Source organism: Rhodococcus sp. BP-160 (assembly GCF_019836205.1).
Classification (GTDB): Bacteria; Actinomycetota; Actinomycetes; order Mycobacteriales; family Mycobacteriaceae; genus Rhodococcoides.
Genome location: NZ_JABUEK010000003.1, coordinates 312,131 through 337,805 on the forward strand (window position 1 = coordinate 312,131; position 25,675 = coordinate 337,805).

Here is a 25,675-nt window from a genome sequence, read left to right on the forward strand (position 1 = left end):
TGCGCCCTTTGCGTATCCCTGGATGCGCAAAGGGCGCACGGGCGGGTCAGCGCCTACGAGACTTCTTGCGCGGAGGCGGCAGTGCACCCTCGGCGCGCAGTCGTGCAGCGTGCTCGGCCAGTGCCTCGACCAGCGGTCCGACCTGAGCCGTCTCGGGCTGCACGTCGACACGCAGGCCGAACTCTACGGCCGTCTCGGCGGTCTTCGGTCCGATGCACGCCACGAGGGTGCGCGCGTGCGGCTTGCCGGCGATGCCGACGAGGTTGCGCACGGTGGAGCTCGACGTGAAGCACACGGCGTCGAAGCCGCCGGTCTTGATCATCTCGCGGGTCTCGGCGGCCGGCGGCGCAGCGCGCACCGTGCGGTACGCGGTGACGTCGTCGATCTCCCAGCCGCGCTCGCGGAGGCCCTCGGCGAGAGTCTCGGTCGCGATGTCGGCGCGCGGCAGCAGGACCCGGTTGACGGGGTCGAAGACCTCGTCGTACGGCGGGAAGTCCTCGAGCAGCCCGGTGGAACTCTGCTCGCCGGACGGGACGAGCTCGGGGTTGATGCCGAACGAGCGGACCTTCTCGGCCGTCGCTTCGCCGACGCAGGCGATCTTGACGCCGGAGAACGCGCGAGCGTCGAGTCCGAACTCCTCGAACTTCTCCCACACCGCGCGCACCGCGTTGGTGGAGGTGAAGACGACCCACTGGTAGCGGCCGTCCACGAGTCCCTTGACCGAGCGCTCCATCTGCGCGGGGCTGCGCGGCGGCTCGACGGCGATGGTCGGCACCTCGATGGGGATGGCGCCGTGCGTCACCAGACGCTCGCTCATCTCGCCGGCCTGGTCCTTGGTGCGCGGCACGAGGACGGTCCAGCCGTACAGCGCGCGGCTCTCCCACCAGGACATCCGGCTGCGCTGCGAGACGACCTTGCCGACCGTGACGATGAGTGATCCCACGAGCTCGGATCCCGCGTCGTTCAGCGTCGCGAGGGTCGCCTCGACGGTGCGCTGCTGACGCGTCGTACCGCGGACGGTGATGGCGACAGGCGTCTGCGGGGCCAGGCCGTGCTCGACGAGCGCACTGGCGGTCTCGGCGAGGTGGCCGGACGTCGCGTGCAGGACGAGCGGTCCGGGTGCCGCGGCGAGCGACGCCCAGTCGACGTCGCCCCGGACGTCCGCCTCGGTGTGCTCGGAGCCCAGTGCCATGCCGGCGTAGCTCGGCACCGCAGACCCCGCGGGAAGGCCGGGAACGACCTCGAACTGCACCTGGGTCCGCGCCACGGCGGTGACCTCGGCGATGACGGAGTCGGTGGTCAGCGGATCACCCGAGACGAGCCGCACCACGTCGTGGCCGTTCTTCGCCTCGGCGACCAGCGTCTTGGCCACCTCGGCGGGCTCGCCGAGCGCCGGACGCACGTCCACGCCGTTCTCGCCCGTCTCGGCGTCGGCCGGGACTGCGGTGCCCACCAGGGCGATGACACCCTTGTCGACGTCGGGATCGGTGAAGGCCATCTCGGCGATCGCCAGCGCGTCCCTCGCCCGGACGGTGAGCAGGGCCGGGTCGCCCGGTCCGGAGCCCACGAACAGGATCCGTCCCGGGGTGTTCTTGCGGACTCGGCTCATGATTCGTTCTCCAGTGCAGTCTGTTCCGCGTACTTGTCGCGGAAGCGGATCTCGATCTCGGTGGCGGGACCCCGCTTGGGGATCAACCGCGATGTGGCGATGCGCTCGTACCGTCCCGGACGGGGTGTCACGCGTCGCCCGGGCAGGCCGCCACGTCTGTGTCGGCTCGCGGTCCCGACGACGCTCAGCGCCCTCTGCTCACGCATCGATCGACTCGCCTTTCTCGGTACCGCCCGGTCTCTGGGTCGAGGCGGCGGTGGACGAACTGGAGGGCTCGGTGACGGCGACCAGGTCTCGGGCGCCGAGTTCGAGAAGTTCACGGGCGACACGGCGGCCGATGCCGTCGGCGTCGTCGACGGGCCCCACTGCGGAGGCTCGGATCACGTCGGAGCCGTCCACCGCGGCGGCGCAGCCGCGCAGGGACAGTTCCTCGAAGACTCGGCCGTCCTCGTCGATGGACTCGACGACCTCGGCGATGGCCCCGACCGGAGCTGTGCAGCCGGCCTCGAGCTCGGCGAGCAGGGCCCGCTCCGCCGTCACCGAGGCGCGGGCCGCGGGATCGTCGAGGGTCGCGAGCACGGAAGCCAGATCGTGGTCGTCGGAGCGGCACTCCACTGCGAGTGCCCCCTGAGCGGGAGCCGGCAGGAACTGCACCGGCTCGAGAGCCTCGGTGACGACGTCCAGACGGTCGATCCGCGCCAGTCCGGCACGGGCCACGACGACGGCGTCGAGCTCACCCTTGGTGACCTTGCCGATGCGGGTGTCGAGGTTGCCACGCAGGGGCTGCACGTCCAGGCCGAGGCCGAGTGCGCGCAGCTGGGCGATACGCCGCGGTGCGGACGTGCCGACGGTGGAACCGGCGGGCAGTTCGCCGAGCACCAGTCCGTCGCGCGCCACCAGGGCGTCACGCGCGTCCTCGCGCTGCGGGATCGCGCCGATGGTGAAACGCTCGTCCTCCGCCGTCGGAAGATCCTTGTAGGAGTGCACGGCGACGTCGATGGTCTTGTCCGCCAATGCTTCCCGGAGGGCGGCGGTGAAGACGCCCACGCCGATCTCCTGCACCGGTGCGGCCGACTTGTCGCCCGCGGTGGTCACGACGACCAGTTCGGTGCGGACACCGGCGGCCGTGATGGCAGCGCGGACGGTCTCGGCCTGCGTCGTGGCGAGCAGGCTGCCGCGGGTACCGATACGCACCACGCGATCACCCAGCGCAGCGGCATTCGCGATCATTCCGTACCCCGCTCGTGGGAGAGGGTGAAGTCGTCCGCGAGGGCGGCGGTGGGATTGTCCGTGTCGACGGCGGTGGCGACCTCCATCGGCGACGCGACGGCCTGCACCGTGCTCGGCGAGAGCTCGAAGAGCTCCCGGAGCGCCTCGGCGTAGGAGTCGCCGCCCGGCGTGGTGGCCAACTGCTTCACGCGCACGGTGGGCGCGTGCAGCAGCTTGTCGACGACGCGGCGCACGGTGCGGGCAACCTCGTCGCGCTGCGGGTCGGCCAGATCGGGCAGTCGTGAGTCGAGCCGCATGAGCTCCGACTCGACGACCTCGGCGGCCCGCTGACGCAGCGCCGTGACGGTCGGGGTGACCTCGGCGAGGCGCTGTCCGGACAGGTAGGAGGCGAGCTCGGCGGCCACGATGTCGCGGGCCGCACGCTCGTCGGACGCCGCGGCGCCGGCCGCGGGATCGTGCTGCAGCGACTCCATGTCCAGGACGGTCACGCCGGGGAGGCCGGCGACGGCGTGCTCGACGTCGCGAGGCAGGCCCAGATCGCAGATCACCAGCGGGCGAGCCTGCGTGTCGCGCTGGGCGAGCGCACGATGGGCGTCGGCGATGGTCACGACGGCACCCACCGCACCGGTACAGGTGACGAGGATGTCGGCGTCCGCCACCGTCGCGGAGAGCTGGTCGAGTGTGATCGCGAACGACGTCACGCCGCCCGCGGCCGCGGTCTCGGACAGGTGCTGCGCGCGGCTCTGGGTGCGGTTGGCGACCGCGATGCTGCCGATTCCGGTGCGCGTCAGATGAGCGACGGAGAGACCGCCCATCGCGCCGGCGCCGAGCACGACGGCCTTCTTGCCCGCGAGACCACCGAGCACGTCGGAGGCGCGATCGAGCGCGACGGAGACCACGGAGGCTCCCGCCTTGTCGATGCCCGTCTCCGAGTGGACCTTCTTGCCCACGCGCAGCGCCTGCTGCGCCAGCTCGTGGAGCGCGCGGCCGGATGCCTGCTGAGCGTCCGACGCCGCGTAGGCGGCACGGATCTGCCCGAGGATCTGCTGCTCACCGATCACCATCGAGTCGAGTCCGCCGGCGACGGCGAACAGGTGCTCGGCCGCGGCCTCGCTGTAGCGCACGTAGGCGTACTTCGTGAGCTCGGCGAGCTCGAGACCGGAGTGCTCGGACAACAGTGCACCGAGATCGGTCAGGGCGCCGTGGAAGGCGTCGACCACCGCATACACCTCGACGCGGTTGCACGTCGAGACGATCATGACCTCGGAGACATGCGGCGACATCATGATCTCGTCGGTCAGTTTCGGGCGTTCCGTGTCGCTGACAGCGATACGTTCGAGCACCGAGACGGGAGCGCTTCGATGCGAAATCCCGAGGAGAAGGACACTCACGGTGCTATCACCGATCCGTTTCTACTAGCGGGGGTGACCGTCCGGGGATCACGACAGACCGGGCGGGCGGGACGGATGCGCGGTGCCTTGTGGGCGTTCGCGAACGAGAGGACCTGCAGCTCCACGGCGAGATCGACGCGGCGGAGATCGACGTGCGGGGGCGTCACCGGATCGGTGGACGCGAAACTGAGGATGCAGTCGATGTCGGCCTCGACGAGGGCGTCGACGGCGGACTGGGCGGCAGCGTCCGGCGTGGCGACGACGCCGACGGTGGCGCCGAGCTCGGCGGCGACCTCGACCAGCCGATCGACGTGCAGAACGGTGAGCTGCGAGTAACCGTCGTCGGCGTTGCCGACGGTGATCTCGCGGCCCACGACGGCCGGATCGCTGTCGAACAGGGCGACCATCGTGAACCCGCGACGACTGAACCCGTCGTACCCCACCAGTGCGGTGCCGAGGTTGCCGGTGCCCACCAGCACGACGCGGTGACCGCGATCCAGACCGAGCGCCAGCTCGATGCGCGCCCGCAGGCGAGCGACGTCGTATCCCACTCCGCGCACGCCCATCGGGCCGAGGAACGAGAGGTCCTTGCGCAGCGTGGCCGAACCGACCCCGGCGGCCGTCGCGAGGTCCTCGCTCGAGACGATCATCACTCGGGTGTCGGTCAGCGAACTCAGTACCCGGAGATACCCCGCGAATCGGGTGACCGTAGCCTGGGGCACAGCGCGAGAGACCGCACCACCGTCACGAGACACAGCACCACCGTCGCGGCCGGAGTCGGACACGGCGCCGGAGCGCGCGATACCGACGCCGGGCAGGCGGCGTTGTGAGGTCACGTCGAAGGCTCCTCGTCCGACGGCACGCCTAATGACAGGCATGCGGTCTCCACGGTCATCCGAGGATCGGCGGGCCACGCACAGGACCGTGGTACCTGTGACGCAGGGTTCGTCGCCGACCCCTTTCTTCTCTCCACGGTAACCTCTCGTGGAGGGATGAACAAAGTCGCCGACCCGTGTAGTACGATCCCGCGCCCGGCGATCCGACGGCCGCGTGCACCGATGGTGACGAGCGGCCCGGGTCAGTTCTCCAGATCGCGCCGCAGCCGGGGCACGTCGACGTCCCAGTAGCTGTGTTCGCGGCCGTCCAGCAGCACCACCGGCAGCCGGTCCCCGTACTCCGCCCGCAGGTCAGGGTCCTGCGGGGCCACCGCGTCGACGTCGACCGACTCGCAGGCCACGCCGTACTCCGCACACAGGGGAACGAGCACGCGCAGCGCGGCGTCGCACGCCCCGCATCCGGCGCGTGTCAGCAACGTCACGGTGCGTACCGGGCTGGTCATGAGTCGAGTGTCTCACCGCCTCGCGCACGCGGTTAGGGTGGATCGGCAGGACCGGGACGGCCCGCGCCCGTGGGACGACCGGTCGAGGTGGGGAGGTGCACCGTGCCCGATCAGCATGATCCGGACGACGCACATGCTGCTGTCACGCCCGATTCGGAACTCACCGAGTCGCCCGAGGTGATGGACGAGTCGCGGGAACGTCGACTCGTCGACCCGGAGGCGGCCGAGAAGCAGGTCCGTCGACGGATCCGCAATCCCCTCGGCCCCACCGCCGCCCAGATCCGCGCCAAGCTCGCCGGCGAGGCGAGCGCCGATGCCGCCATCGCGCTGCAGGCCGAGAGCGCCGAGGCCGCCGACGACCACGTCAGTACGGTTCCGCGTGATCTCACCGCCGCCGCGTTTTTCGACGTCGACAACACGATGGTGCAGGGCGCGTCGATCATCCACTTCGCCCGCGGGCTCGCGGCCCGCAAGTACTTCACGTCCAAGGACGTCTCCGAGTTCGCCTGGCAGCAGATCAAGTTCCGCGTGAGCGGCAAGGAGAACCTGGGCGACGTCAGCACCGGCCGCGAGAAGGCACTGTCCTTCGTCGAGGGCCGCTCGACCGCGGAGATCGTGCGGCTCGGCGAGGAGATCTTCGACGAGATCATCGCCGACCGCATCTGGGCCGGCACCCGTGCTCTCGCGCAGATGCACCTCGACGCCGGCCAGCAGGTGTGGCTCGTCACCGCCACCCCGGTGGAGCTGGCGTCCATCATCGCCAAACGCCTCGGCCTGACCGGCGCGCTGGGCACCGTCGCCGAGAGCAAGGACGGCGTCTTCACCGGGCGCCTCGTCGGCGACATCCTGCACGGTCGCGGCAAGGCCCACGCCGTGCGGACCCTCGCCGTGCGCGAGGGCCTCGACCTGCGACGCTGCACCGCCTACTCCGACAGCCACAACGACGTGCCGATGCTGTCCCTCGTCGGGACGGCCGTCGCGGTCAATCCCGACGCGGACCTGCGCGAGCTCGCGAAGAACCGCGGGTGGGAGATCCGCGACTTCCGCACCGGCCGCAAGGCCGCCAAGATCGGCGTCCCCACCGCTCTCGCACTCGGTGCCGTCGGCGGCGGCGTCGCCGCGGTGCTCGGCCGACGCAACGTATGAACCGACCGGCCTCCGGCCTACCCGCCACCCGACCGGCCTCCGGCCTACCTGTGAGAGCAGTCATCATCGGTGCGGGTGTCGGCGGACTCGCCACGGCCGCCCGCCTGGCCCACCGCGGTGTCGAGACCGTCGTGCTCGAGCAGTCGCACGATCTGGGCGGGAAGCTCGGCATCGTCCGGCGGGACGGCTTCTCGTTCGACACCGGGCCGTCACTGGTCACCATGCCGCACGTGTTCGACGATCTCTTCGCGCAGACCGGTGGGCCGTCGGACCTCACGTTCGACCGGCTCCCGGTCGCGTGTCGCTACCGCTTTCCCGACGGCACCGAGCTGGACATGCCCGGTCGCGCGGAGGAGATCCCCGGCGCTCTGGACTCGGCGCTCGGAGCCGGTGCCGGTGCGCAGTGGTCCCGGTTCTCCGGGCGTGCCGAGCAGATCTGGGACGCCACCCACGAGGCGTTCCTCGAGTCGCCCATCGGCCCCCGCGAACTGGTGTCGTTGTCGCGACGGGTGGGCGACCTCCGCACCATCAGCCCGTGGTCGTCGCTGCGTGATCTGGGTCGGCAGTACCTCTCCGATCCGCGGCTCGCGATGATGCTCGACCGGTACGCCACCTACACCGGCTCGGATCCGCGGCGCGCCCCGGCGGCCCTGGCCACGGTGCCGCACGTCGAGCAGCGCTGGGGATCGTGGCACGTTCCCGGTGGGCTGCACCGCATCGCCGAGGCGATCGCCGACCGCGCGACGTCGCTCGGAGCGGAGATCCGCACGGGTGTCACGGTGACCGGCGTGCGCGTCGAGAACGGACGCACCACCGGCGTCGACACCACGCACGGACCCGTCGCGGCCGACATCGTCGTCGCGAACGCCGATGCCGAGCAGGTCTACCGGTCTCTGGTCCCCGCCACGCGGCGCACCGCGCTCGCCCGGCGGCGCCTCGACGCGACCACCGCGAGCCTGTCCGGATTCGTGATCCTGCTGGCTCTGCGGGGCCGCGACGCCGACACCCCGCACCACCGGGTGCTGTTCCCGGACGACTACGACGCCGAGTTCGACGCCGTCTTCGGCACCCACACGCGGCCGGCGCACCCCGCCGATGCCCCGACCGTCTACGTCAGCGCCCCCGACGATCCGGCTCTGCGCCCGGACGACGACACCGAGGCCTGGTTCGTCCTGGTGAACGCGGCGCGACACGGGACGGGATCCGCGGCACTGGTCGACTGGGATGCTCCCGGACTGTCGGAGGGCTACGCCGACCACATTCTCGACGTCATGGCGTCGCGCGGAGTGGACGTGCGCGAGCGGGTGCTGTGGCGGGAGATCATCTCCCCGGCAGATCTTATGCGCCGCACCATGACTCCGGGCGGGTCCATCTACGGAACGTCGTCCAACGGGGCGACGGCCGCGTTCCTGCGCCCCGCCAATCGCTCGCCGATCCCCGGCCTGTTCCTGGTCGGTGGATCGTCGCACCCCGGCGGTGGACTCCCGCTGGTGACGCTCTCGGCACAGATCGTCGACGAGCTGATCGCCGACGTCCTCTAGCCGAGGAAGACGTTCCGGCGACGGGTCAGCAGCCGGTAGAGCGTCTGCTGGATCGTCTCGCGCACGCGGTCGGTGACCTCGAACAGTTCCATCGGGTCGTCGGCGGCGGACGGCTCGTAGGACGTGGTCTCGATGGGCTCGCCGAACTCGATGTACCACTTCGACGGCAGCGGAACGAGACCCAGCGGACCGAAATGCGGAAACAGCGGCGTGACCGGGAAGTACGGCATGCCGAGGACGCGTGCGAGCGTCGTCAGGTCGCCGATCTTCGGGTAGATCTCCTCGGACCCGACGATCGAGCACGGGATGATGGGCGTCTGGGTGCGCAGCGCGGCGGAGACGAAGCCACCGCGGCCGAAACGCTGCAGCTTGTAGCGCTCACTGAACGGCTTGCCGATGCCCTTGAACCCCTCCGGGAACACCGCCACGACCTCGCCGCCACGCAGCAGTCGCTCGGCGTCGGGTTGGCAGGCCAGGGTGTGGCCGGCGCGGCGCGCGATGCTGCCGACCAGCGGGGTCTCGAACGCGAGGTCCGCGGCGAGCATGCGCAGCGCGCGGTGCTGCGGGTGGTGATCCCGCATGGCGACCGAGGCCATGAGTCCGTCGATCGGGATGACACCCGCGTGGTTCGAGACCACCAGGGCTCCGCCCTCGGCGGGTACGTTCTCGATCCCACGCACCTCGACGCGGAACCACTTCTCGAACAGCGGTCGCAACGCCGGAAGCCAGACGGAATCGGCGAAGTGGGGGTCGTAACCGAACTCGTCGACCTCGTAGTCGCCGGACAGGCGTGTCCGCAGGAAGTCTGCTCCCCCGGCGACACGGTCGACGAGCGCACGCCGTACCGACTCGACGGCCGACGGGAACTCGCCGACGTCCGGCGTCGCATGCGGTGCTGCCGTCTCGGGCACCACCAGAGGCGTCGGCACCTCGACACTCGGCACCATCGAGGGCGAGGGCGACGGGGACGCGTAGGACGAGGGGTGCCGGCCGCGGACGTCCGCCGGGTCGCTGCCGGCGCGTGGCCCACCGTCGGGCGTGGACTGCCGGAGGCGATCGAACGACTTACCGTGCAGCGGAATCACTTTGGCCACGTCGGTCACCTTCCCGCTCCGGCCGGCAACGACACGGGCGACGGGTGCACCCCGGAGGTTGCACCGCCCAACAGTCCGATGACGCGGTTCTCGATCGCGTCGACCCATTCACGCCGAATCACGGGCGTCAGCGCGACTCCGCGCACGAAGTCGTCGAACGCCTGCACGGTGGTCCACCGTGGGGTGAATCCGAGGACGTTCTTCATCCTGGTGGTGTCCACCCCGCATCCGAAGTTGAAGTAGTCGAGCTGCTCCGCCGAGAAGTCGCGCATCAGCGATCCCATCACCGCCTTGCCGGTGGTGCGGAACAGGGCCATGGGCACCGGCAGCTCCACGCGGCCGGCTCGGCGGATGGCCTGCGACAGCATGATGATGCCGTCGGCCGCGATGTTGAAGGTGCCCGCGGGGCCGGCCAACGTGGCGCGTTCGAGTGCGGAGAGCGCGTCCTCCTCGTGCAGCAACTGCATGCGCGCATCGCGACCGAGAATCGACGGTGTGACCGGCGAGGTGAGGTAGCGCGAGACGGATCCGTTCAACCGGGGTCCGATCATGGGGGCGTTGCGCAGGATGCTGACGTCGATGTCCGGACGACGACGGCCCAGCCCACGGGCGTAGCCCTCGGTCTCGATGGCGTCGCGGGCGAAGCCGCCCTGCGGACGTGACCGCGCGCCCATCTCCTCGGTGAACTGCGCCGGATCCTTCGCACTGCAGCCGTACACCGCCGTCGACGAGCGCAGCACCACGTGCCGCACCGTCGGCGACTTCTGGCAGACGGCGAACAGCTGCATCGCCCCGAGCACGTTGAGGTCCTTCATCACCGTGCGGCCACCGCCGCTGGGCGGCCGGGACAGCAGCGACGCGTGCACGACGGTGTCGACGCCCGCGCTGCGGATGACCTTGCCGATCAACGGATTGCGGATGTCCGCCCGCACGAATTCGGCGCGACCCATCCGCCGGATCATGTCCTTGGTGGGTGCCACGGCATCGACGGCGACGACCCGCTCGATCGACGGGTTCTGCGCCAGTCGCATGGTGAGGTATCCACCCAGGAATCGGCTCGCTCCCGTGACGAGCACGACACGTGGAGCGTCGCGCCCGGTGTCGTCAGAGCTCACCAGACCCCCTCGGTTTCTCCCGTGGCCACCGCTCGCGCGGCGCCGCACACGCCATGGTGTCACGAACCCCGCGTGCGCGCTCCGGCACGAGAAGAACCGGCACGCGACACCCGCGGGACCGGATACGACAACGCCCGCGAGGACGGTCGAAACTCGATCCTCACGGGCGGAAGTCGTCGCGATCCCTACCGGATCACTTACCCAATTTCCTGCGCTGAACGCGGGTGCGGCGAAGCAGCTTGCGGTGCTTCTTTTTCGACATGCGCTTGCGACGCTTCTTGATCACTGAACCCATGCGGGTGTCCTCGCGTTCTTTCGTCTCTGTACAGCTGCACTGCTGATACCGCTGCTGGTGCTGTTCGGTCGTCGGCGGACACGGCAGTGACGGGACTGCGCGCTCACGCGACTCAGCCCCATCATACCCAGCTCACACGACCACTCTCGACCGGCCTCCGCAGCAGCGGCGCACGCCCGAACCGTCCGATTCCGGTGAACCGTGCCGATGCCCTTCCCCGGGCATGCACCGTTCCACGTGGAACAGACGGGACGAGGCGTGCGTCAGCCTGCGTCGAAGTAGGACGTCTCCAGGTAGTCGTGCACCGCCTTCGCATGCACTCGGAACGAACGGCCCACACGAACGGCGGGCAGCTCGCCACCGTGCACCAGGCGGTACACGGTCATCTTGGACACCCTCATCAGTGAGGCAACTTCTGCCACCGTGAGGAACTGGGTTCCGGCCACAGCCGGTTGGCCGTCGTGGGACGAGCTCTTGCTCGACCCGGACGGCTTGTTGACGGATTCCATAAATCCACATACCTCCGGCACGCCCGCGCTGCCGGCTTCCCCTCCGGCAGAACAGACACGCACGTGCTGCAGCGAGCTTAGCGGGACTCGAGTGACAAAAGCGACGGGTGGGGGGACCAATATTTATTCGACCGGTGAACCGAGAGCCGTTCCCCGCGCCTTGGCGGCGTCGATCGCGTCGAGAAGCGCAGCTCGGAAGCCCTTTCGCTCCAACTGGGCGATGGCCGCGGCCGTGGTGCCGCCGGGAGACGTCACACCGGCGCGGAGCTCCTGCGGTGACTCGTCCGAGCGATCGAGCATCGCCGCGGAGCCCACCATCGTCTGGACGACCAGTGTCGTGGCGGTGTCGCGAGGCAGTCCGAGACCCACGGCGGCGTCGATCATGGCCTCGGCCATGAGGAAGAAGTAGGCGGGTCCGGATCCGGAGACGGCGGTGACCGCGTCGATCTTGTCCTCGGACACGACGGCCGTCTTCCCGACGGTGCCGAGCAGCTTGCGCACCGTCTCGATGTGCTCCGAGCGGGCATGGCGGCCGGGGGCCAGCACGCTCATCGCCTCGCCCACCAACATCGGGGTGTTGGGCATGACACGGACGATCGGGATGCCCGCGGGCAGCTTCGGCTCGTAGCGCGACGCGGTGACGCCGGCGGCCATCGTCACGATGATCTGCTCGCGCTCCCCGTTGAGCTCGGCCTTGGACATCTGGGTGATCACCGAGTCGACGTCGTCGGGCTTCACCGCGACGACGATGACGTCGGCGCCCTCGATCGCGTCGATCACGCTGGTGGTCCGGATGCCGAACTGGGTGGCCACCGCGTCCGCGCGGGCCGGGTACTTCTCCGCCAGCACCACGTTGCCGGTGGGCAACCCGCCCTCGATCAGTCCTGCGATCAACGCCTCACCGATCCGGCCGCCGCCGATCACCGCAATTCTCGTCATGCGCTCAGCGTGCCATGCCGCGGGTGGCGATCGGCAGGGTGTCGCGGTCCCTCGGTCGGGCTCAGGTCGCGAGCGGCACCATGGCCAGCTGTCGGCTCTGCACCACCACGGCACCGGTCGAGTCGACGATGGTGTGGTCCTCCTCGAACCAGGAACCGCCGAGCACGGTGCTCGACGACTTCACGCGCAGCCAGCCGGGTGCCGGGGTGTGACGCAGGTACGTCGTGAGCTGGACCGTCGGAGCCCAGCCGAAGAGGCCGCGATTCATCGTCACGGGCGGGCAGATGTCGCCGGCCATGATGGCGAACAGCGCCGCGGTGACGGGATCGTTCTCGTCGTCGGGCCGCGGCCGGACCCACATGCGGATCTCCGCCGACCCCTGCGCGCCGGTCAGGAAGTGCGCGGCGGTGGGATCGAGACGCATGTCGCAGCCCGTCGCGACGTGGACGACGTCCGCCATCGGGTGACCGGGCGCCACTCGAGCGGCCGAGTCCGGCGGCTCGACGGCCATGTCGAGGACCGACGCCAGGGACGACTCGTGCTCCTGGTGCACGGGCGCTCCGCTGTCCGGCGTGCCGAGCGTGACCACGCTCCGCACCGCGGGACGACCGTTCTGCAGCAACACCGCGTCGACGTGCACCACGCGCCGACCACGCTTGAGCACCGTCGTCTCGACCGTCACCGGGCCGGGATCGGGCGCCGCGAGGTAGCTGGCGCTGACGGCGAGCGGAGTGAGCTCGATCGGGTCGTCGTCCAGCGCGAGACGCTGAGTGGCGGCCGCGGCACAGACACTCATCATGGCGCCGCCGTGCACCTTGGGGCCGATGGTCCACGTCGGGTCGATGCTGCCCTCGAACAGATCCGTGTCGGTGCGGTCGAGTGTGGTGAGGGTGCGGAACGGGGCGTCGGTCACTGGTCGCTCGAATCTGTCGTCGGGTGGGGCCGGTCGGGAAGGCCGGAGGCCGGCCGGGTGAGTTGGTCGGGAAGGCCGGAGGTCGCCCGGGTGAGTTGGTCGGGAGAGCCGGTCGGGGCGAAGTGCTGCTGGGCGAGGTCGTGGTGCGCGAGGCGGCGCAGGGCAGTGACCACCGGTTCGTAGAGCACCGTCCCGAGGACGGCGAAGCGCACGGCGGCGCGTGGCTCGGTGTGGTCGAGCACCCGCGCCCACTCCCCCTCCGCGATCACGCGGACGGCACGGGCGTACGCGACGACGTCGTCGTCCGAGAGCGGGACGCCCGCAGCGTCGGCGGCGGCGAGGGAGTGGTCGAGCTGACGAGCCGCCGAACTGTCGGTCGGGAGATCGGCGGCGGCGTGGCCGAGCCGTTCCAGGATCCGCGACGTACGCGGCGCGGGACCCTGGTCGAGTCCGTCGTGCCCCGCGTCGTCGAGGTAGGGCGGGAGCGCACCGAGTGCCCGGCTCATCGCGGGATGGACGTCGCCGGTCGCCTCGTCGAGGGCCGCGAGCACCGTCCTGATCCGTCCGAGAGGAAGGGAGGCGCCGGTCAGGGCCTTGATCAACCGGAGGCGGTCGAGGTGCTCGTCGGTGTACTCGGACACCGTCGCCGCGCCGACCCCGGGCATGAGGAGCCCTTCGCGGAGGTAGAACTTGATCGTGGGTCGCGGGACCCCGGATCGCTCGACCAGCTCGGACATGCGCACCGGTCGAACTCTAGACCACAGTGGATAGTGCCACTATCCCAGGTGCGAACTTCCGAGGGTGCGGGCTTCAGAGGTGCGGACTTCGGAGGTGAGGGACGTCAGAGGTGCTGCCGGGCGAACGCCAACGATCGTTCGAGTGCGGCCGACCGCTCGGTGGCGGTCCGCGCGTTCTGGGTGTTGATCTCGAGCACGGCCTGACCGTCGAAGCCTCGCGCGACCAGCGCCTGGCAGACCTCCGCGACCGGCTGCGTGCCGTCGCCGGGCACGAGGTGTTCGTCGACGGAGGCGCCGCGGCCGTCCGCGAGATGCAGATGCTTGAGCCCGGCGCCCATGCGCTCGGACAGCGCCACGGCATCGAGCCCGGACGTCGCGGTGTGCGAGAAGTCCAGCGTGTAGTGCTGGTGGCCCACGTCGGTCGGGTCGTAGGACGGCGCGAATGCGGTGAACCCGATGCCGGGCTTCCCGCCGCGCTTCTCGAGCCGCTTCACAGAGCCGGTGCCCGCACCGAAGAGCCGGTCCGCACGCATCGGGAACATGTTCTCGACGGCGACGACCATGCCCTCGTTGTCGGACTCGAGCTCGGCGACCTGGTCGGGAAAACCGTCGGCGTAGATGCGTTGCCACCGGAACGGCGGGTGCACCACCACGGTGGACGCGCCGAGCGCCTCGGCAGCGTGGACCGAGCGCACCAGCTTCGAGACCGGATCCGAACCCCACACCCGCTGGGTGATCAGCAGGCACGGTGCGTGCAGCGCCAGAACCGGAACGCCGTACGCGCGGCTGAGCTGCTTGATCGCACCGACGTCCTGGCTGATCGGCTCGGCCCACACCATGAGCTCGATCCCGTCGAAGCCGAGTTCCGCGGCGAAGCGGAACGCGGACTCGGTGTTCTGCGGATAGACCGAGGCCGTGGACAACCCCACCGGAACGTGCCGGCGACCGGGCGTCGTCACGTGGTGCTGAGCATGAAGGCCAGCGGGCCCAGAGTGACGAATCCGCCCACGACCACCGCCAGCAGGATCGACACGATGTCGTCGGTGCGGCGCAGCACACGCACCACGGCCACGAGTCCGACGATGACGAAGAACGCGAGGACCAGGGCGACCCAGGGCAGCATCTCCCACAGTCGCTCGAACCCCTTGAACAGGAGCGCGCCGAGCACGATAGCCACGATGCCCTGGCCGATCAGCGACAACCACTGCTTGACCGGGCTGCGGGACTTCGACGGCGCCACCGGTGCGTCCTCGACGGGTTCCGCATCGGTGGGGGTCGCGAGATCGGCCTCGTCGGCCGTGTCGGTGGCGATCGTGTCCGGGTTCTCGGAATCCTCGGTCACTGCCGGGACGATCGTGGTCACCGCGTCGTTCTCGGCCGTGACCTCGTCGGCGTCGACCTCCGGCTCGGCCGGCGTCGACCGCTGCTGCTCAGGAGCGCCGGGCCGATCGGAAGCGGGACGCTCCTGCGCCGGCCGCTCGGGTGCGAGCGCACGCTCCTCGGTGGAGGCGCGCAGGCGGTCGACCGCCACGGACGGAGCGCCGGAGAACAGCGCGGGTTCGGGCCGAGCGGAACGGGCGGCACCGAACGCGGGGGTCGGGCGGGCCTGCTGCTCACGGCGGCGGTCGTCGATCCGGGGCGTGGTCCGTGTGGGCTCGGGTGCCGGGGCGGGCCGCTCGGGCTCGGCGTCGCGGGTCGACTCCTCGGCCTCGGCCTGCCGCGGCTGGTCCTGCGGCGACTCGGTCTCGGGCGACGCGTCGGTCTCGTCGTCGGGCGCCTCGGCCGGGGGCTCGTCGCGGACGATCGGGATCTCGCCGGTCAGCTCGGCGACGGAGATACCGCCGGCCATGCCGCGTCGACGTCGACCGCCACCGGACTGCGTGTCCACCTTGGCGCCGTTGCGCGCGAGCAGTTCCGCCACCGACACCTGTCCGGTGTCGGCCGCGCCACTTCCGTTGTTGTCGTCACTCATGTCTCTCGAGTCTCCACCACATCGCCGAACGTCTCCGTGTCCAGCTTGCGCAGGATCAATCCCTCACGCAGCGCCCACGGACAGATCTCCAACGAATCGATCGACAGCGCGCGCATGCTCGCCTCGGCGACCAGTGCTCCGGCCACCATCTGTCGTGATCGATCCGCGCTCACGCCTTCCAATTCTGCACGGTCCGCCGAGGTCATCCTCGAGATGAACGAGATGACCTGACGCAGACCGTCGGCCGTCAGGGTCCTGACGACACGGGGGCCGGCAGCCGACGGAGCGGCGCCGGTCAATCGAGCCAACGAGCGGAACGTCTTCGACGTTCCCACCGCCCGGTCGGGCAGCCCCGGCTCGAGCAGCTTCTTCGCCGGTTCGACGAGTTCCGCGTCGAGCCAGTCACGCAGCACGGCGACCCGCCGCTTGCCGGGAGGATCCTCGGCCAGCCAGTCGCGCGTCAGTCGGCCGGCCCCGAGGGGAAGCGACATCGCCACGTCCGGGTTCTCGTCGATCCCGGTGCTGAGCTCGAGGGATCCGCCGCCGATGTCGAGGTCGAGGATGCGCCCGGCACTCCAGCCGTACCACCGACGCACGGCCAGGAACGTCAGTCGCGACTCGTCCTCGCCGGAGAGAACCTGCAGGCTCACGCCGGTCTCGTCACGCACTCGGTTCAGCACGGCGGTCGAGTTGCGTGCGTCGCGGACGGCCGACGTGGCGAAGGCCATGAGCTCGCCGCAGCCCGACGATGTGGCGATCGACGAGAAGTCGGCGACCGTCCGCACCAGTCGATCGGAGCCGGACTGGGTGATGTCACCGGCGTCGTCGGTGTTCTCCGCCAGGCGCAGGGCAGCCTTGGTGGAGCTCATCGGTGTCGGGTGACCGCCGCGGTGAGCGTCGACCACGAGCAGATGAACCGTGTTGCTTCCGACGTCGAGCACCCCTAACCGCACAGGGAACACCGTACTGGGTCTAGCGTCGTGGCTTGTGACACGTGCTGAGAAGGCGGGTAGGCCGGAGGCCGGCCGGGCCGCAAAGCAGACGACGAGCGTGGGCGACGAGGCCGGACGGCGGTCGGGGGAGGCCACCGGACGGCCCGCGGACGTGCTGGAACCCGCGGCGACCCACAAACTCGATCCCGCACCCGAGGTGGCGCCGGACTTCCCGCGCGAGTGGGTCGAGTTCGTCGATCCGACCAACCCCGAGCACGTCGTCCGCGCAGATCTGACGTGGTTGCTGTCGAGTTGGACGTGCGTCTTCGGAACCCCCGCGTGCCAGGGAACGGTCCCCGATCGGCCCGACGACGGGTGCTGCTCGCACGGGGCGTTCCTGTCGGACGACGACGACCACGCCAAGCTCGTCGCCTCCGTCGAGATGCTCACGCCGGACGACTGGCAGTTCTTCGACAAGGGACACGGCAAGAAAGGCTTCGTGGAGGTCGACGATCTCGAAGGCGAGCAGGCGCTGCGCACCCGCAAGTACAAGGGAGCGTGCATCTTCCTCAACCGACCGGGCTTCGAGGGCGGCATCGGGTGCGCACTGCACCGGATGGCGCTGCGCACCGGCGTCGAACCTCTCGAGGTGAAGCCCGACGTCTGCTGGCAGCTGCCCATCCGCCGCACCCAGGACTGGGTGACGCGCCCCGACGGTGTCGAGATCCTGCAGACCGTCGTCGGCGAGTACGACCGACGTGGCTGGGGTGAGGGCGGCGCCGACCTCAGTTGGTACTGCACCGCCTCCCCCGACGCACACGTCGGCTCGAAGGCGGTCTGGCAGTCGTACGCGCCAGAGCTGACGGAGCTGCTCGGCAAGGACGTCTACACCGAACTCGCCGCGCTGTGCCGTCGTCGACAAGGCTTGGGGTTGATCGCCGTGCACCCCGCGACCCGCGAGGCTCAGCGCACGTAGTCCCGTCAATGCCCCGCGGGGCTTGGTCAAGCTTCATCCACAGGCACCCCGTCATCCCCACGGCACTGGCGAGTTGCTCGATCGACGCGGCGCCTGTCGGTGCAGCTCGTGACGGTCTGCGCCATGGACCCCACACTCGTCGACGCAATGAGAGCCAACGGCGGCTTCCTGCACACGACCGATCTCCTCCGACGCATGTCCCCGAGCCGCGTGCGGTGGCTGGTGCACACTCGTCAGCTGACCCGCGTACGGCACGGGCTGTACGCGGTCGGAACGCTCCCTGTCTCGGCGCGACTCGACGCTCTGAGCATCGAGCTCGGAACGCGGGTCGCCGCATCCATGGACACGGCGGCGGCGATGCACGGTTTCGACCTCGACCAGACGCAGCAATTACATGTGGTGGAGCCGGACGATCGGCGCATCGAGAGCAGACCAGGGGTAGTGGTGCATCAGCGGCGGGGTGCACCACTGGTGGCGGTCGGCACGCGATTGGTCGTGGAGCCGGCCTGGACTGCTGTCGAGGTCGCACGGCAACGTTCTCCCGGTCGCGCGCTCGCCGTTCTCGATGCCGCGGCGCAGGTGGGCTGTAGTCCCCGCTCGCTGGAACGGGCTGTCGTCTCGCAACGGGGCCGGCGGGGCATCGTCGAGGTCCGCCGCCTCGCACCGCTCGTCGACTGCAGATCCGGCTCACCGATGGAGTCGGAGACCCGCCTGGTGCTGCACGACGGCCACCTTCCGGCACCCGAGTTGCAGTGGCCCGTGATGCACGGACTCGGCATCTTCTATCTCGACCTCGCTTGGCCAGCACGACGATTCGCGGTGGAATACGACGGCGACGAATTCCACGGAACGCCCGATAGCGTCCGACGCGACAAGGCCCGTCTTGCGCTGCTCGCTGATGAAGGCTGGCGCGTTCTGCAGATCACGTCGGACGATGTGCGGCGCGAACCTGATGTCCTGGTCGGTCGTGTCCGCCGGCTACTCGCCGCCTGATGTCCGCGAATACGCCGAAAGTGTCGTGATCAACGGATCCGCAGCGACACTTTCGACGTACTCGCCGAAACCGAACGGCCTCACTCCTCCAGCTTGTACCCCAGTCCACGCACCGTGACGAGGTGCACGGGCTTCGCGGGGTCCGTCTCGATCTTCGAGCGCAACCGCTTCACGTGGACGTCCAGCGTCTTCGTGTCGCCCACGTAGTCGGCGCCCCACACACGGTCGATCAACTGTCCGCGGGTGAGCACTCGTCCGGAGTTGCGGAGCAGGTACTCGAGCAGGTCGAACTCCTTGAGCGGCAACGTGATCTGCTGCCCGCCGACCATGACGACGTGGCGCTCGACGTCCATGCGCACTGGCCCGGCCTCGAGGATGCTGTTGTCGTCGATCTCCTCGGTGTCGGATCCGCGGCGCAGGACCGCGCGGATGCGGGCGATGAGTTCGCGCGACGAGTACGGCTTGGTGACGTAGTCGTCGGCACCGAGCTCGAGGCCGACAACCTTGTCGATCTCGCTGTCGCGCGCGGTGACCATGATGACCGGCACACCGGAGCGGCTGCGCAGGTGCTTGCACACGTCGGTGCCGCTCATGCCCGGCAGCATGAGGTCGAGCAGGACGATGTCCGCTCCCACGCGATCGAACTCGGCGAGGGCGGAGGGGCCGTCGCCGACGACGGTCGCGTCGAAACCTTCCTTGCGGAGCAGGAACGCCAGCGGGTCGGCCAACGATTCTTCGTCTTCGACGATGAGCACGCTCGTCATGGGGTGTCCTTCTCGGTCATGACGGCTCGCCGTCGTCTTCGATGTGAGCAGGAATGAGGAGCGTGAAGGTCGAGCCCGTCCCAGGCTTGCTCCACAGCTCGATGCGGCCGTTGTGGTTGGCGGCGACGTGCTTGGCGATGGCCAGTCCCAGACCGGTACCGCCGGTGGCCCGCGACCGCGCCTTGTCGACGCGGAAGAAGCGCTCGAACACGCGCTCCTGGTCCTCCTTGGCGATGCCGATGCCGCGGTCGGTGACCGAGAAGGCCACCATGCTCTGTGGGCCCGTCGCATCGTCGTCACGCAGGGACCGCGTCACCGACACGGGAGACCCCTTCGGGGAGTACGCGATGGCGTTCTCGACGAGGTTGGACAGTGCGGTGACCAGCAGGGTCTGATCGCCGAGCACCTCGAGTCCGCTCGGTCGGTCAGTCGTGACGACGATGCCCGTGGCCTCGGCCTTGAGGGCCGAACGCGAGAGCGCGCTCTTGACCACGGTGTCGACGTCGACGACGTCGAGATCGGGGAGCTTCTCGGCACCCTGCAGCCGGGACAGCGAGATGAGTTCGCTGACCATGTTGCCCAGGCGCGTGGACTCGTCGAGCATCCGCTCACCGAAGCGCTGCACCGACTCGGGATCGTCGCGCGACTGCAGCAGCGCCTCGGCCAGCAGGCTGATGGCGCCGACGGGGGTCTTGAGTTCGTGGCTGACGTTCGCGACGAAGTCCCGCCGCGTGGCCTCCATGCGGACCTGCTCGGAGTCGTCGTCGGCGAACAGGACGACGAACCGGCGATCCTCCTGGGAGAGCAGCTGCGCGTGCCCCTTCACGGCGATGCCGGCGCGCCCGCGGGCGTCGAGAACCGTGAGGTCGACCTCGACGTGGTCACCGGTCTCGAGGACCCTGGTGGCGGCCTTCCAGGCCCGATCGTCGAGCGACCGACCGCGGACGAGACCGAGCTCCTCGGCGCGCGGATTGAACAGCACGACGTCGTGAAACTGGTCGACGACGGCGATACCGCTGTGCGCGGCCAGCACGATGAGGTCGAGGACCTGGGACATCGTCAGCCCGTTGTCGCGGGTCTGACGCAGGACGTGGCGGGAGTTCAGATACGGGATCAGCACTCCACCGACGAGGTACCCACCGAACGCCGCGACGGCGGCGATCAGTACGACGGTCGGAGTGGTCACGGGCCGATCGTACGGTCACACGACCGTGCACCGACGCACGGTGGGCCGGGTTTTCCGGCCGTCACCGCACGTCCGGCGCACGTTCGCACCGCGTTCATCGAGTCGTTACTTCTTGCCCTGGTTCGCCACTGCCGCGGCTCCGGCCGCAGCGGCCTCCGGGTCGAGGTAGGTGCCGCCCGGCACGGTGGGAACGAGCTTGTCGCCCGACTCCGTGAGGTCGTACTGCAGCGGGATGCCGGTGGGGATGTTGAGCCCCGCGATGTCCGCGTCGGAGATGCCGTCGAGGTACTTGACGAGGGCGCGCAGCGAGTTGCCGTGGGCGGCGATCATGACCGTCTTCCCTGCCCGCAGCTCGGGGACGATGACGTCCTCGTAGTACGGAACGAAGCGTTCGACGACGTCCTTCAGACACTCGGTCAGCGGCACGCTGTCGAGATCGGCGTAGCGCGGATCGGCGTCCTGGCTGTACTCGGAGCCGACCTCGATGGGGGGCGGCGGGGTGTCGTAGCTACGACGCCACAGCATGAACTGCTCGTCGCCGTACTTCTCCTTGGTCGCCGCCTTGTCGAGACCCTGCAGTGCGCCGTAGTGCCGCTCGTTCAGACGCCAGTCGCGGACGACCGGGATCCAGTGCCGATCGGCCGCGTCGAGCGCGAGGTTCGCAGTGCTGATGGCGCGACGCAGAAGCGATGTGTACAGCACGTCGGGAAGCACACCGGCCTCCTTGATCAGCTCGCCGGCACGCTTCCCCTCCGCCTCACCCTTGGCGGTCAGGCGCACGTCCTGCCATCCGGTGAACTGGTTGGACGCGTTCCACTCGCTCTCGCCGTGGCGGAGAAGGATCAGAGTTCCGATGCTCATGCCGCCCAGTTTCTCACGATGCCGTCGACGGGACGACCGGTCGGGCGCGCCGCAGGTCGTGCGGGGTGCGCAGCGGGAACTGCGCTTCCGCCGAGCCGAACCGGCGTGACCGCTAGCCTCTGCTGATGAGAACCCGCTGGACAGTGGCGCTGGCGGCGTGCGCGTGGCTCGCGTGCGCGCCGACCGCCACGGCCGATCCGCTGCCCGTCGACTACAACTTCTTCAGCGGCTTCCCGGCGGAGATCGCGAACCCGGGCGGATCGCTGCCCGGAACCAACGACTTCTCGTGCGCGCCCACGGCGGAGCACCCGAATCCGGTGATCCTGGTGCACGGCACGGGGACCGGGCAGCAGACAGGGTGGGGCGTGTACGCGCCGCTGCTGAAGAACGAGGGGTACTGCGTCTTCGCTCCGACGTACGGTGCGCTGCCGGGTGCGTGGCCGATCAGCGCGATCGGTGGCCTCGGGCCGGTTCCCGAGAAGGGAGCACAGTTCGCGGCGTTCGTCGACGAGGTGCTGTCCGCGACGGGCGCCGAGAAGGTCGACATCGTCGGACACTCGCAGGGCACGGTGCTGCCCAACTACTACGCGCAGGTGCTCGGCGGAGCGGACGACATCGACAGGTACGTCTCGCTGGCCCCGCTGTGGAAGGGGTCGGGCCCGTCGCAGTTCGCGTGGCCCGACGCGTCGTACCGCTACGCGCCGGGCATCACGTACACCAACATCATGACGCGGTACGACGAGGTGGTCGTGCCGTACACGGACGGCTACGTCGAGGCTCCGAACGCGACCAACATCGTCGTACAGGACACGTGCGACGTCGACTTCTCCGAGCATGCCGGCATCGTCGGGTCGCCGAGGGCCGCGGCGTTCGTGCTGAACGCTCTCGACCCCGCGCACCCGCGACCCGTGCCCTGCGAGTTCGTCCCGCCCTTCACCGGCTAGCGCGCACCGTCCCACACCGTGCGGGTGTCGGGCCGCGGGTCGTTCACCACGGCCGACTCCGTCCCGAACATCTTCACCGTGCGCTCGGACCCGTACTGCGCCCAGCCGGGATCGCCGTCGCGCACGAAGTCGACCCAGGCACGGTGCATCTCGTCGGCGACCGCCTGCGGCGGGTTCGGCCCCGTGATGCGAGCGGTCTCGGGCTTGCCCAGCACGTCGAAGACGAACGGGATCTCGAGCGCATGGCACGCGCCGAGGTTCCCGTCGAACAGCGGCGAGCGCCAGGTGAACTCGTAGACGTGAGCAGGGTGCGCCTCGGCGACGCGCACGGCGGGGATGCGGAAGAACCAGTCGGTCATGACCGCGATCATGAGTTCACCGGGCGAGGCGTCCGGATACCGATCGCGGTACGTGTCCAGCACCGACGGGTCCAGTCGATACCCGACGAGCACCGTCCGCAGGTAGTTCTCGGTGATGTGCGGAACGATGCCGGCGGGCACGAGAAAGAACGCGTGCTCCTCACTGGTGGTGCCGAGCAGGAGTTCGACGTCGGCGCCCGCACCGTCGGCGATGCGCGAATACGGTAGCGCAGGAACGACATCACCGTCGATGCACGGCTCGAACGCCATCATGTTCAGTGCCACCTCACCCCACGCGCCGCTCGATGCCTCCGCGGCGATGCGATCGGACAGGGTGCGCTGGGCGTCGACGAGGGCGTCGACGGGTACCGAGCCGAGCCCCTCCACCGTCGCCGGAACGCCGAGGGCCGACGCCAGCGCGGCCGAGACGGTGCCCGCGGTCTCCGCCGAGATGACGTGATGGCCTGCGCCGCTCTGCAGGACCGCGCGGTGGAACAGCCCCTCCGCGCGGGGCATCGACAGCAGCGTGCCGACGCTCATGGCACCCGCGGACTCTCCCGCGACGGTCACCCGCGCCGGATCGCCGCCGTACGACGCGATGTGGTCCCGGACCCATTCGAGCGCCGCGACCTGGTCCAGCAGACCACGATTGGCGGGAGCGCCCTCGATCTGCGCGAAGCCGTCCACGCCGAGCCGGTAGTTGATCACCACGGCGACGACGCCGTCCCGCGCGAAGGCGGTGCCGTCGTAGGCGGGGACGGCGTTGCTGCCGTTGACGAAGGCGCCGCCGTGGATCCAGACGAAGACCGGAGCCGACCCCTCTACATCGGGGCTGTAGACGTTCACGTTGAGGCACTCCTCGCCGGGCACCACGGGCTCGCTGAGGATCTCGCTGGTGGGCGGCCGGTACCCGACCTTCGGGACGGTGGCGCCGTGCTCGAGGGCGTCGCGCGTGCCGAACCACCGCGGCGGCGCGGTCGGCGCTTGGAATCGGTGCGGTCCGAACGGCGCCTCGGCATAGGGAACTCCGAGGAACGAGGCGATGCCGTTGTCGGTGCGACCGCGCACCTGGCCCTGGGCTGTGTCGACGGTGATCGTGTCCATGGCTCATGAGTACCACCCCGAGTGCCCCCACACCCCTCACATGACGCGAACACCCTCTCCAGCACGCTGGAGAGGGTGTTCGGGTGGTAAAGGGAGTGTCAGCCGGCGGCAGGCTCGGCCGCGCGCAGATCCTTGCGCAGGATCTTGCCGGACGCCGACTTCGGCACCGTGTCGATGAACTGCACGCGGCGAACCTTCTTGTGCGGCGACACCTTCTCGGACACGAACGTCATGACGTCGTCCTCGGTGAGCTCGGCGCCCTGCTGCAGCACGACGAACGCCTTCGGTACCTCTTCGCCCTCGTCGTCGAGCACGCCGATGACGGCCGCGTCGGCGATCTGCGGGTGCGTGAGCAGCAGCGACTCGAGCTCGGCGGGCGGCACCTGGTAGCCCTTGTACTTGATCAGCTCCTTGAGCCGGTCCACGATGCTGACGCACCCACGACCGTCGACGACGGCGATGTCGCCGGTGTGCAGATACCCGTCGGCGTCGAGCGTCTCGGCCGTCGCAGCGTCGTTGTTCAGGTATCCGGCCATCACGTTCGGGCCCTTGATCCACAGCTCACCGGGCTCGCTGACCTTGTCCGAGCCGGGCTCCGGGTAGGCCACCTCCTCGCCGGTGGCCGGATCGACGAGCTTGTTCTCCGAGTTGGCGACGGCGGTGCCGCAGCTGCTCAGCGGCATGTCGTCGCCGTCGAACGGGATGGCGTGCGAGACGGGGCTCAGCTCGCTCATGCCGTAACCCTGACGCACCTTGGTCTTCAGTCGCTTCGCGACGGCGTTGCCCAGGTTCTCGTCGAGGGCGGCGGCACCGGAGAACACCATTCGCACGCTGGAGATGTCGTACTGGTCCACCATCGGGTGCTTGGCCAGTGCGACGGCGACGGGCGGCGCGATGAAGAGGTAGGTGATCTTCTTCTCGGTGGTGAGGCTCAGGAACTGTTCGAGATCGAAGCGCGGCATCGTGACCAGCGACGCGCGCACCTTGAGGCCGAGGTTGAGCAGCACGGTCATGCCGTAGATGTGGAAGAACGGCAGCACGGCGAGCAGGACGTCGTCCCGGTTCGCGCCCATGCGCGGCTCGATCTGCGACACGTTGGCCACCAGGTTGCGGTGCGTGAGCATGACGCCCTTCGGCCGTCCCGTGGTGCCCGAGGAGTAGGGCAGCACCGCGAGGTGGGTCGACGGGTCGAAGCTGACGTCGGGCGCCTGTGCACCCTCGGTGAGGAGGTCGCGCAGCGACTCGTGGCCCTCCGCGCCGTCGAGCACGACGATGCGATCGGCCGACAGACCGACCTGCTCCGCTGCGGCCTTCGCCTGCGGGAGCAGCGGCGAGACCGTGAAGATCATGGTCGCGGACGAGTCCGTGAGCTGCTTCGCGATGTCCTCGGCGTTGTACAGAGCATTGATCGTCGTGGCGATCGCACCGGCGCGCAGGATGCCGTGGAACACCGACGCGAACGCCGGCACGTTGGGCGAGTGCACCGCGACCACGTCGCCGACCTTCACTCCGCGCGAGGCGAGTGCGCCTGCGACTCCGTTGATCTGACCGACGAGAGTGCGGTAGTCGGTGACGGCGCCGCTGGGGCCGTCGATCAGGGCGGGGCGCGCGAGGTCGTCCTCGGTGAGGTCACCGAAGAGGAACTCGTAGACGCTCTGCTCGGGAATCTCGACGTCGGGGTACGGGCTGCGGAAACTCATGGAACTCCTCATCGGCACAGCAGGGA

26 protein-coding genes are annotated in these 25,675 nt (G+C 69.6%); 5 read left to right on the forward strand and 21 right to left on the reverse strand.

The annotated features are described in order from the left end of the window. Positions 1 to 46 precede the first annotated feature (46 nt). The 6 genes from HQ306_RS13305 to HQ306_RS13330 all read right to left on the reverse strand — a co-directional run bounded on the left by HQ306_RS13305 (position 47) and on the right by HQ306_RS13330 (position 5,569). Positions 47 to 1,609 carry a bifunctional uroporphyrinogen-III C-methyltransferase/uroporphyrinogen-III synthase gene (locus HQ306_RS13305; protein ID WP_027504509.1) on the reverse strand — a complete coding sequence of 521 codons (1,563 nt, stop codon included), beginning with the start codon at positions 1,607 to 1,609 and terminating at the stop codon, positions 47 to 49. Beyond that, the gene (locus HQ306_RS13310) at positions 1,606 to 1,815 is read right to left on the reverse strand and encodes a hypothetical protein (RefSeq protein ID WP_155956936.1); all 210 of its coding nucleotides are present in this window, start codon (positions 1,813 to 1,815) and stop codon (positions 1,606 to 1,608) included. The genes HQ306_RS13305 and HQ306_RS13310 overlap by 4 nt, the downstream gene beginning before the upstream one ends. Continuing rightward, a complete protein-coding gene (gene hemC, locus HQ306_RS13315; RefSeq protein ID WP_027504508.1) occupies positions 1,808 to 2,806 on the reverse strand; it encodes a hydroxymethylbilane synthase in 999 nt (332 codons plus the stop codon). The genes HQ306_RS13310 and hemC overlap by 8 nt, the downstream gene beginning before the upstream one ends. A 29-nt stretch (positions 2,807 to 2,835) precedes the next feature. Next, a complete protein-coding gene (locus tag HQ306_RS13320; protein WP_056441625.1) occupies positions 2,836 to 4,230 on the reverse strand; it encodes a glutamyl-tRNA reductase in 1,395 nt (464 codons plus the stop codon). Next, on the reverse strand, positions 4,227 to 5,108 hold the full coding sequence (locus HQ306_RS13325) for a redox-sensing transcriptional repressor Rex (protein ID WP_037184687.1): 882 nt from the start codon (positions 5,106 to 5,108) through the stop codon (positions 4,227 to 4,229). The genes HQ306_RS13320 and HQ306_RS13325 overlap by 4 nt, the downstream gene beginning before the upstream one ends. Before the next feature lie 200 nt (positions 5,109 to 5,308). Continuing rightward, positions 5,309 to 5,569: a glutaredoxin family protein gene (locus tag HQ306_RS13330; RefSeq protein ID WP_222631902.1), complete on the reverse strand. Its 261-nt coding sequence runs from the start codon at positions 5,567 to 5,569 to the stop codon at positions 5,309 to 5,311. Positions 5,570 to 5,749: 180 nt separating this feature from the next. Between HQ306_RS13330 and HQ306_RS13335 the strand changes: the two genes are divergently transcribed. Further along, complete coding sequence (locus HQ306_RS13335) at positions 5,750 to 6,715, forward strand: HAD family phosphatase (RefSeq protein ID WP_222631034.1); 966 nt, start codon at positions 5,750 to 5,752, stop codon at positions 6,713 to 6,715. Positions 6,716 to 6,765: 50 nt separating this feature from the next. Beyond that, the gene (locus HQ306_RS13340; RefSeq protein WP_308115352.1) at positions 6,766 to 8,256 is read left to right on the forward strand and encodes a phytoene desaturase family protein; all 1,491 of its coding nucleotides are present in this window, start codon (positions 6,766 to 6,768) and stop codon (positions 8,254 to 8,256) included. On the opposite strand, the gene HQ306_RS13345 is transcribed toward HQ306_RS13340, so the two are convergent. The 10 genes from HQ306_RS13345 to HQ306_RS13390 all read right to left on the reverse strand — a co-directional run bounded on the left by HQ306_RS13345 (position 8,253) and on the right by HQ306_RS13390 (position 16,783). Then, on the reverse strand, positions 8,253 to 9,359 hold the full coding sequence (locus HQ306_RS13345) for a lysophospholipid acyltransferase family protein (protein ID WP_222631906.1): 1,107 nt from the start codon (positions 9,357 to 9,359) through the stop codon (positions 8,253 to 8,255). The genes HQ306_RS13340 and HQ306_RS13345 overlap by 4 nt on opposite strands. Then, positions 9,356 to 10,468 carry an NAD-dependent epimerase/dehydratase family protein gene (locus HQ306_RS13350; protein WP_261769952.1) on the reverse strand — a complete coding sequence of 371 codons (1,113 nt, stop codon included), beginning with the start codon at positions 10,466 to 10,468 and terminating at the stop codon, positions 9,356 to 9,358. Before HQ306_RS13350 ends, HQ306_RS13345 begins: the two co-directional genes overlap by 4 nt. Before the next feature lie 190 nt (positions 10,469 to 10,658). Then, positions 10,659 to 10,760, reverse strand: a complete 102-nt coding sequence (locus tag HQ306_RS13355) for a 30S ribosomal protein bS22 (RefSeq protein WP_003402602.1) — start codon at positions 10,758 to 10,760, stop codon at positions 10,659 to 10,661. A gap of 263 nt (positions 10,761 to 11,023) precedes the next feature. Beyond that, positions 11,024 to 11,269, reverse strand: coding sequence for a helix-turn-helix domain-containing protein (locus tag HQ306_RS13360; RefSeq protein ID WP_027504502.1), 246 nt, complete (start codon positions 11,267 to 11,269; stop codon positions 11,024 to 11,026). 123 nt (positions 11,270 to 11,392) lie between these two features. After that, positions 11,393 to 12,208 carry a pyrroline-5-carboxylate reductase gene (gene proC / locus HQ306_RS13365; RefSeq protein WP_056441616.1) on the reverse strand — a complete coding sequence of 272 codons (816 nt, stop codon included), beginning with the start codon at positions 12,206 to 12,208 and terminating at the stop codon, positions 11,393 to 11,395. A 61-nt stretch (positions 12,209 to 12,269) separates the two neighbouring features. Further along, positions 12,270 to 13,121 carry a thioesterase family protein gene (locus HQ306_RS13370; RefSeq protein WP_027504500.1) on the reverse strand — a complete coding sequence of 284 codons (852 nt, stop codon included), beginning with the start codon at positions 13,119 to 13,121 and terminating at the stop codon, positions 12,270 to 12,272. Continuing rightward, on the reverse strand, positions 13,118 to 13,858 hold the full coding sequence (locus tag HQ306_RS13375) for a MerR family transcriptional regulator (protein WP_261769953.1): 741 nt from the start codon (positions 13,856 to 13,858) through the stop codon (positions 13,118 to 13,120). The genes HQ306_RS13370 and HQ306_RS13375 overlap by 4 nt, the downstream gene beginning before the upstream one ends. A gap of 104 nt (positions 13,859 to 13,962) precedes the next feature. Then, positions 13,963 to 14,817, reverse strand: a complete 855-nt coding sequence (locus tag HQ306_RS13380; RefSeq protein ID WP_231476212.1) for a sugar phosphate isomerase/epimerase — start codon at positions 14,815 to 14,817, stop codon at positions 13,963 to 13,965. After that, positions 14,814 to 15,830 (reverse strand): hypothetical protein, encoded by a 1,017-nt coding sequence (locus HQ306_RS13385; protein ID WP_222631911.1) that lies wholly within the window; start codon positions 15,828 to 15,830, stop codon positions 14,814 to 14,816. Before HQ306_RS13385 ends, HQ306_RS13380 begins: the two co-directional genes overlap by 4 nt. Continuing rightward, positions 15,827 to 16,783, reverse strand: coding sequence for a Ppx/GppA phosphatase family protein (locus tag HQ306_RS13390; RefSeq protein ID WP_027504497.1), 957 nt, complete (start codon positions 16,781 to 16,783; stop codon positions 15,827 to 15,829). Before HQ306_RS13390 ends, HQ306_RS13385 begins: the two co-directional genes overlap by 4 nt. A gap of 154 nt (positions 16,784 to 16,937) precedes the next feature. On the opposite strand from HQ306_RS13390, the gene HQ306_RS13395 reads away from it, so the two are divergent. Then, positions 16,938 to 17,738: a hypothetical protein gene (locus HQ306_RS13395; RefSeq protein WP_027504496.1), complete on the forward strand. Its 801-nt coding sequence runs from the start codon at positions 16,938 to 16,940 to the stop codon at positions 17,736 to 17,738. Positions 17,739 to 17,861: 123 nt separating this feature from the next. After that, the gene (locus HQ306_RS13400) at positions 17,862 to 18,731 is read left to right on the forward strand and encodes a DUF559 domain-containing protein (RefSeq protein WP_222631913.1); all 870 of its coding nucleotides are present in this window, start codon (positions 17,862 to 17,864) and stop codon (positions 18,729 to 18,731) included. 80 nt (positions 18,732 to 18,811) lie between these two features. On the opposite strand, the gene HQ306_RS13405 is transcribed toward HQ306_RS13400, so the two are convergent. From HQ306_RS13405 to HQ306_RS13415, 3 genes are all read right to left on the reverse strand, one after another. Beyond that, a complete protein-coding gene (locus tag HQ306_RS13405; RefSeq protein WP_027504494.1) occupies positions 18,812 to 19,495 on the reverse strand; it encodes a response regulator transcription factor in 684 nt (227 codons plus the stop codon). 16 nt (positions 19,496 to 19,511) lie between these two features. Beyond that, positions 19,512 to 20,681: a cell wall metabolism sensor histidine kinase WalK gene (locus tag HQ306_RS13410; protein WP_027504493.1), complete on the reverse strand. Its 1,170-nt coding sequence runs from the start codon at positions 20,679 to 20,681 to the stop codon at positions 19,512 to 19,514. Between the two features lie 105 nt (positions 20,682 to 20,786). Beyond that, the gene (locus HQ306_RS13415) at positions 20,787 to 21,542 is read right to left on the reverse strand and encodes a phosphoglyceromutase (protein ID WP_027504492.1); all 756 of its coding nucleotides are present in this window, start codon (positions 21,540 to 21,542) and stop codon (positions 20,787 to 20,789) included. A 125-nt stretch (positions 21,543 to 21,667) separates the two neighbouring features. Here HQ306_RS13415 and HQ306_RS13420 point away from each other — a divergent pair, with 125 nt between their 5' ends. Beyond that, positions 21,668 to 22,486, forward strand: coding sequence for a triacylglycerol lipase (locus tag HQ306_RS13420; RefSeq protein WP_222631915.1), 819 nt, complete (start codon positions 21,668 to 21,670; stop codon positions 22,484 to 22,486). On the opposite strand, the gene HQ306_RS13425 is transcribed toward HQ306_RS13420, so the two are convergent. Together HQ306_RS13425 and HQ306_RS13430 are read right to left on the reverse strand one after the other, a co-directional pair. After that, on the reverse strand, positions 22,483 to 23,949 hold the full coding sequence (locus HQ306_RS13425) for a carboxylesterase/lipase family protein (protein WP_222631918.1): 1,467 nt from the start codon (positions 23,947 to 23,949) through the stop codon (positions 22,483 to 22,485). The two genes, HQ306_RS13420 and HQ306_RS13425, sit on opposite strands and share 4 nt — an antisense overlap. Positions 23,950 to 24,047: 98 nt before the next feature. Beyond that, a complete protein-coding gene (locus tag HQ306_RS13430; RefSeq protein WP_027506349.1) occupies positions 24,048 to 25,649 on the reverse strand; it encodes an AMP-binding protein in 1,602 nt (533 codons plus the stop codon). Positions 25,650 to 25,675: the final 26 nt, after the last annotated feature.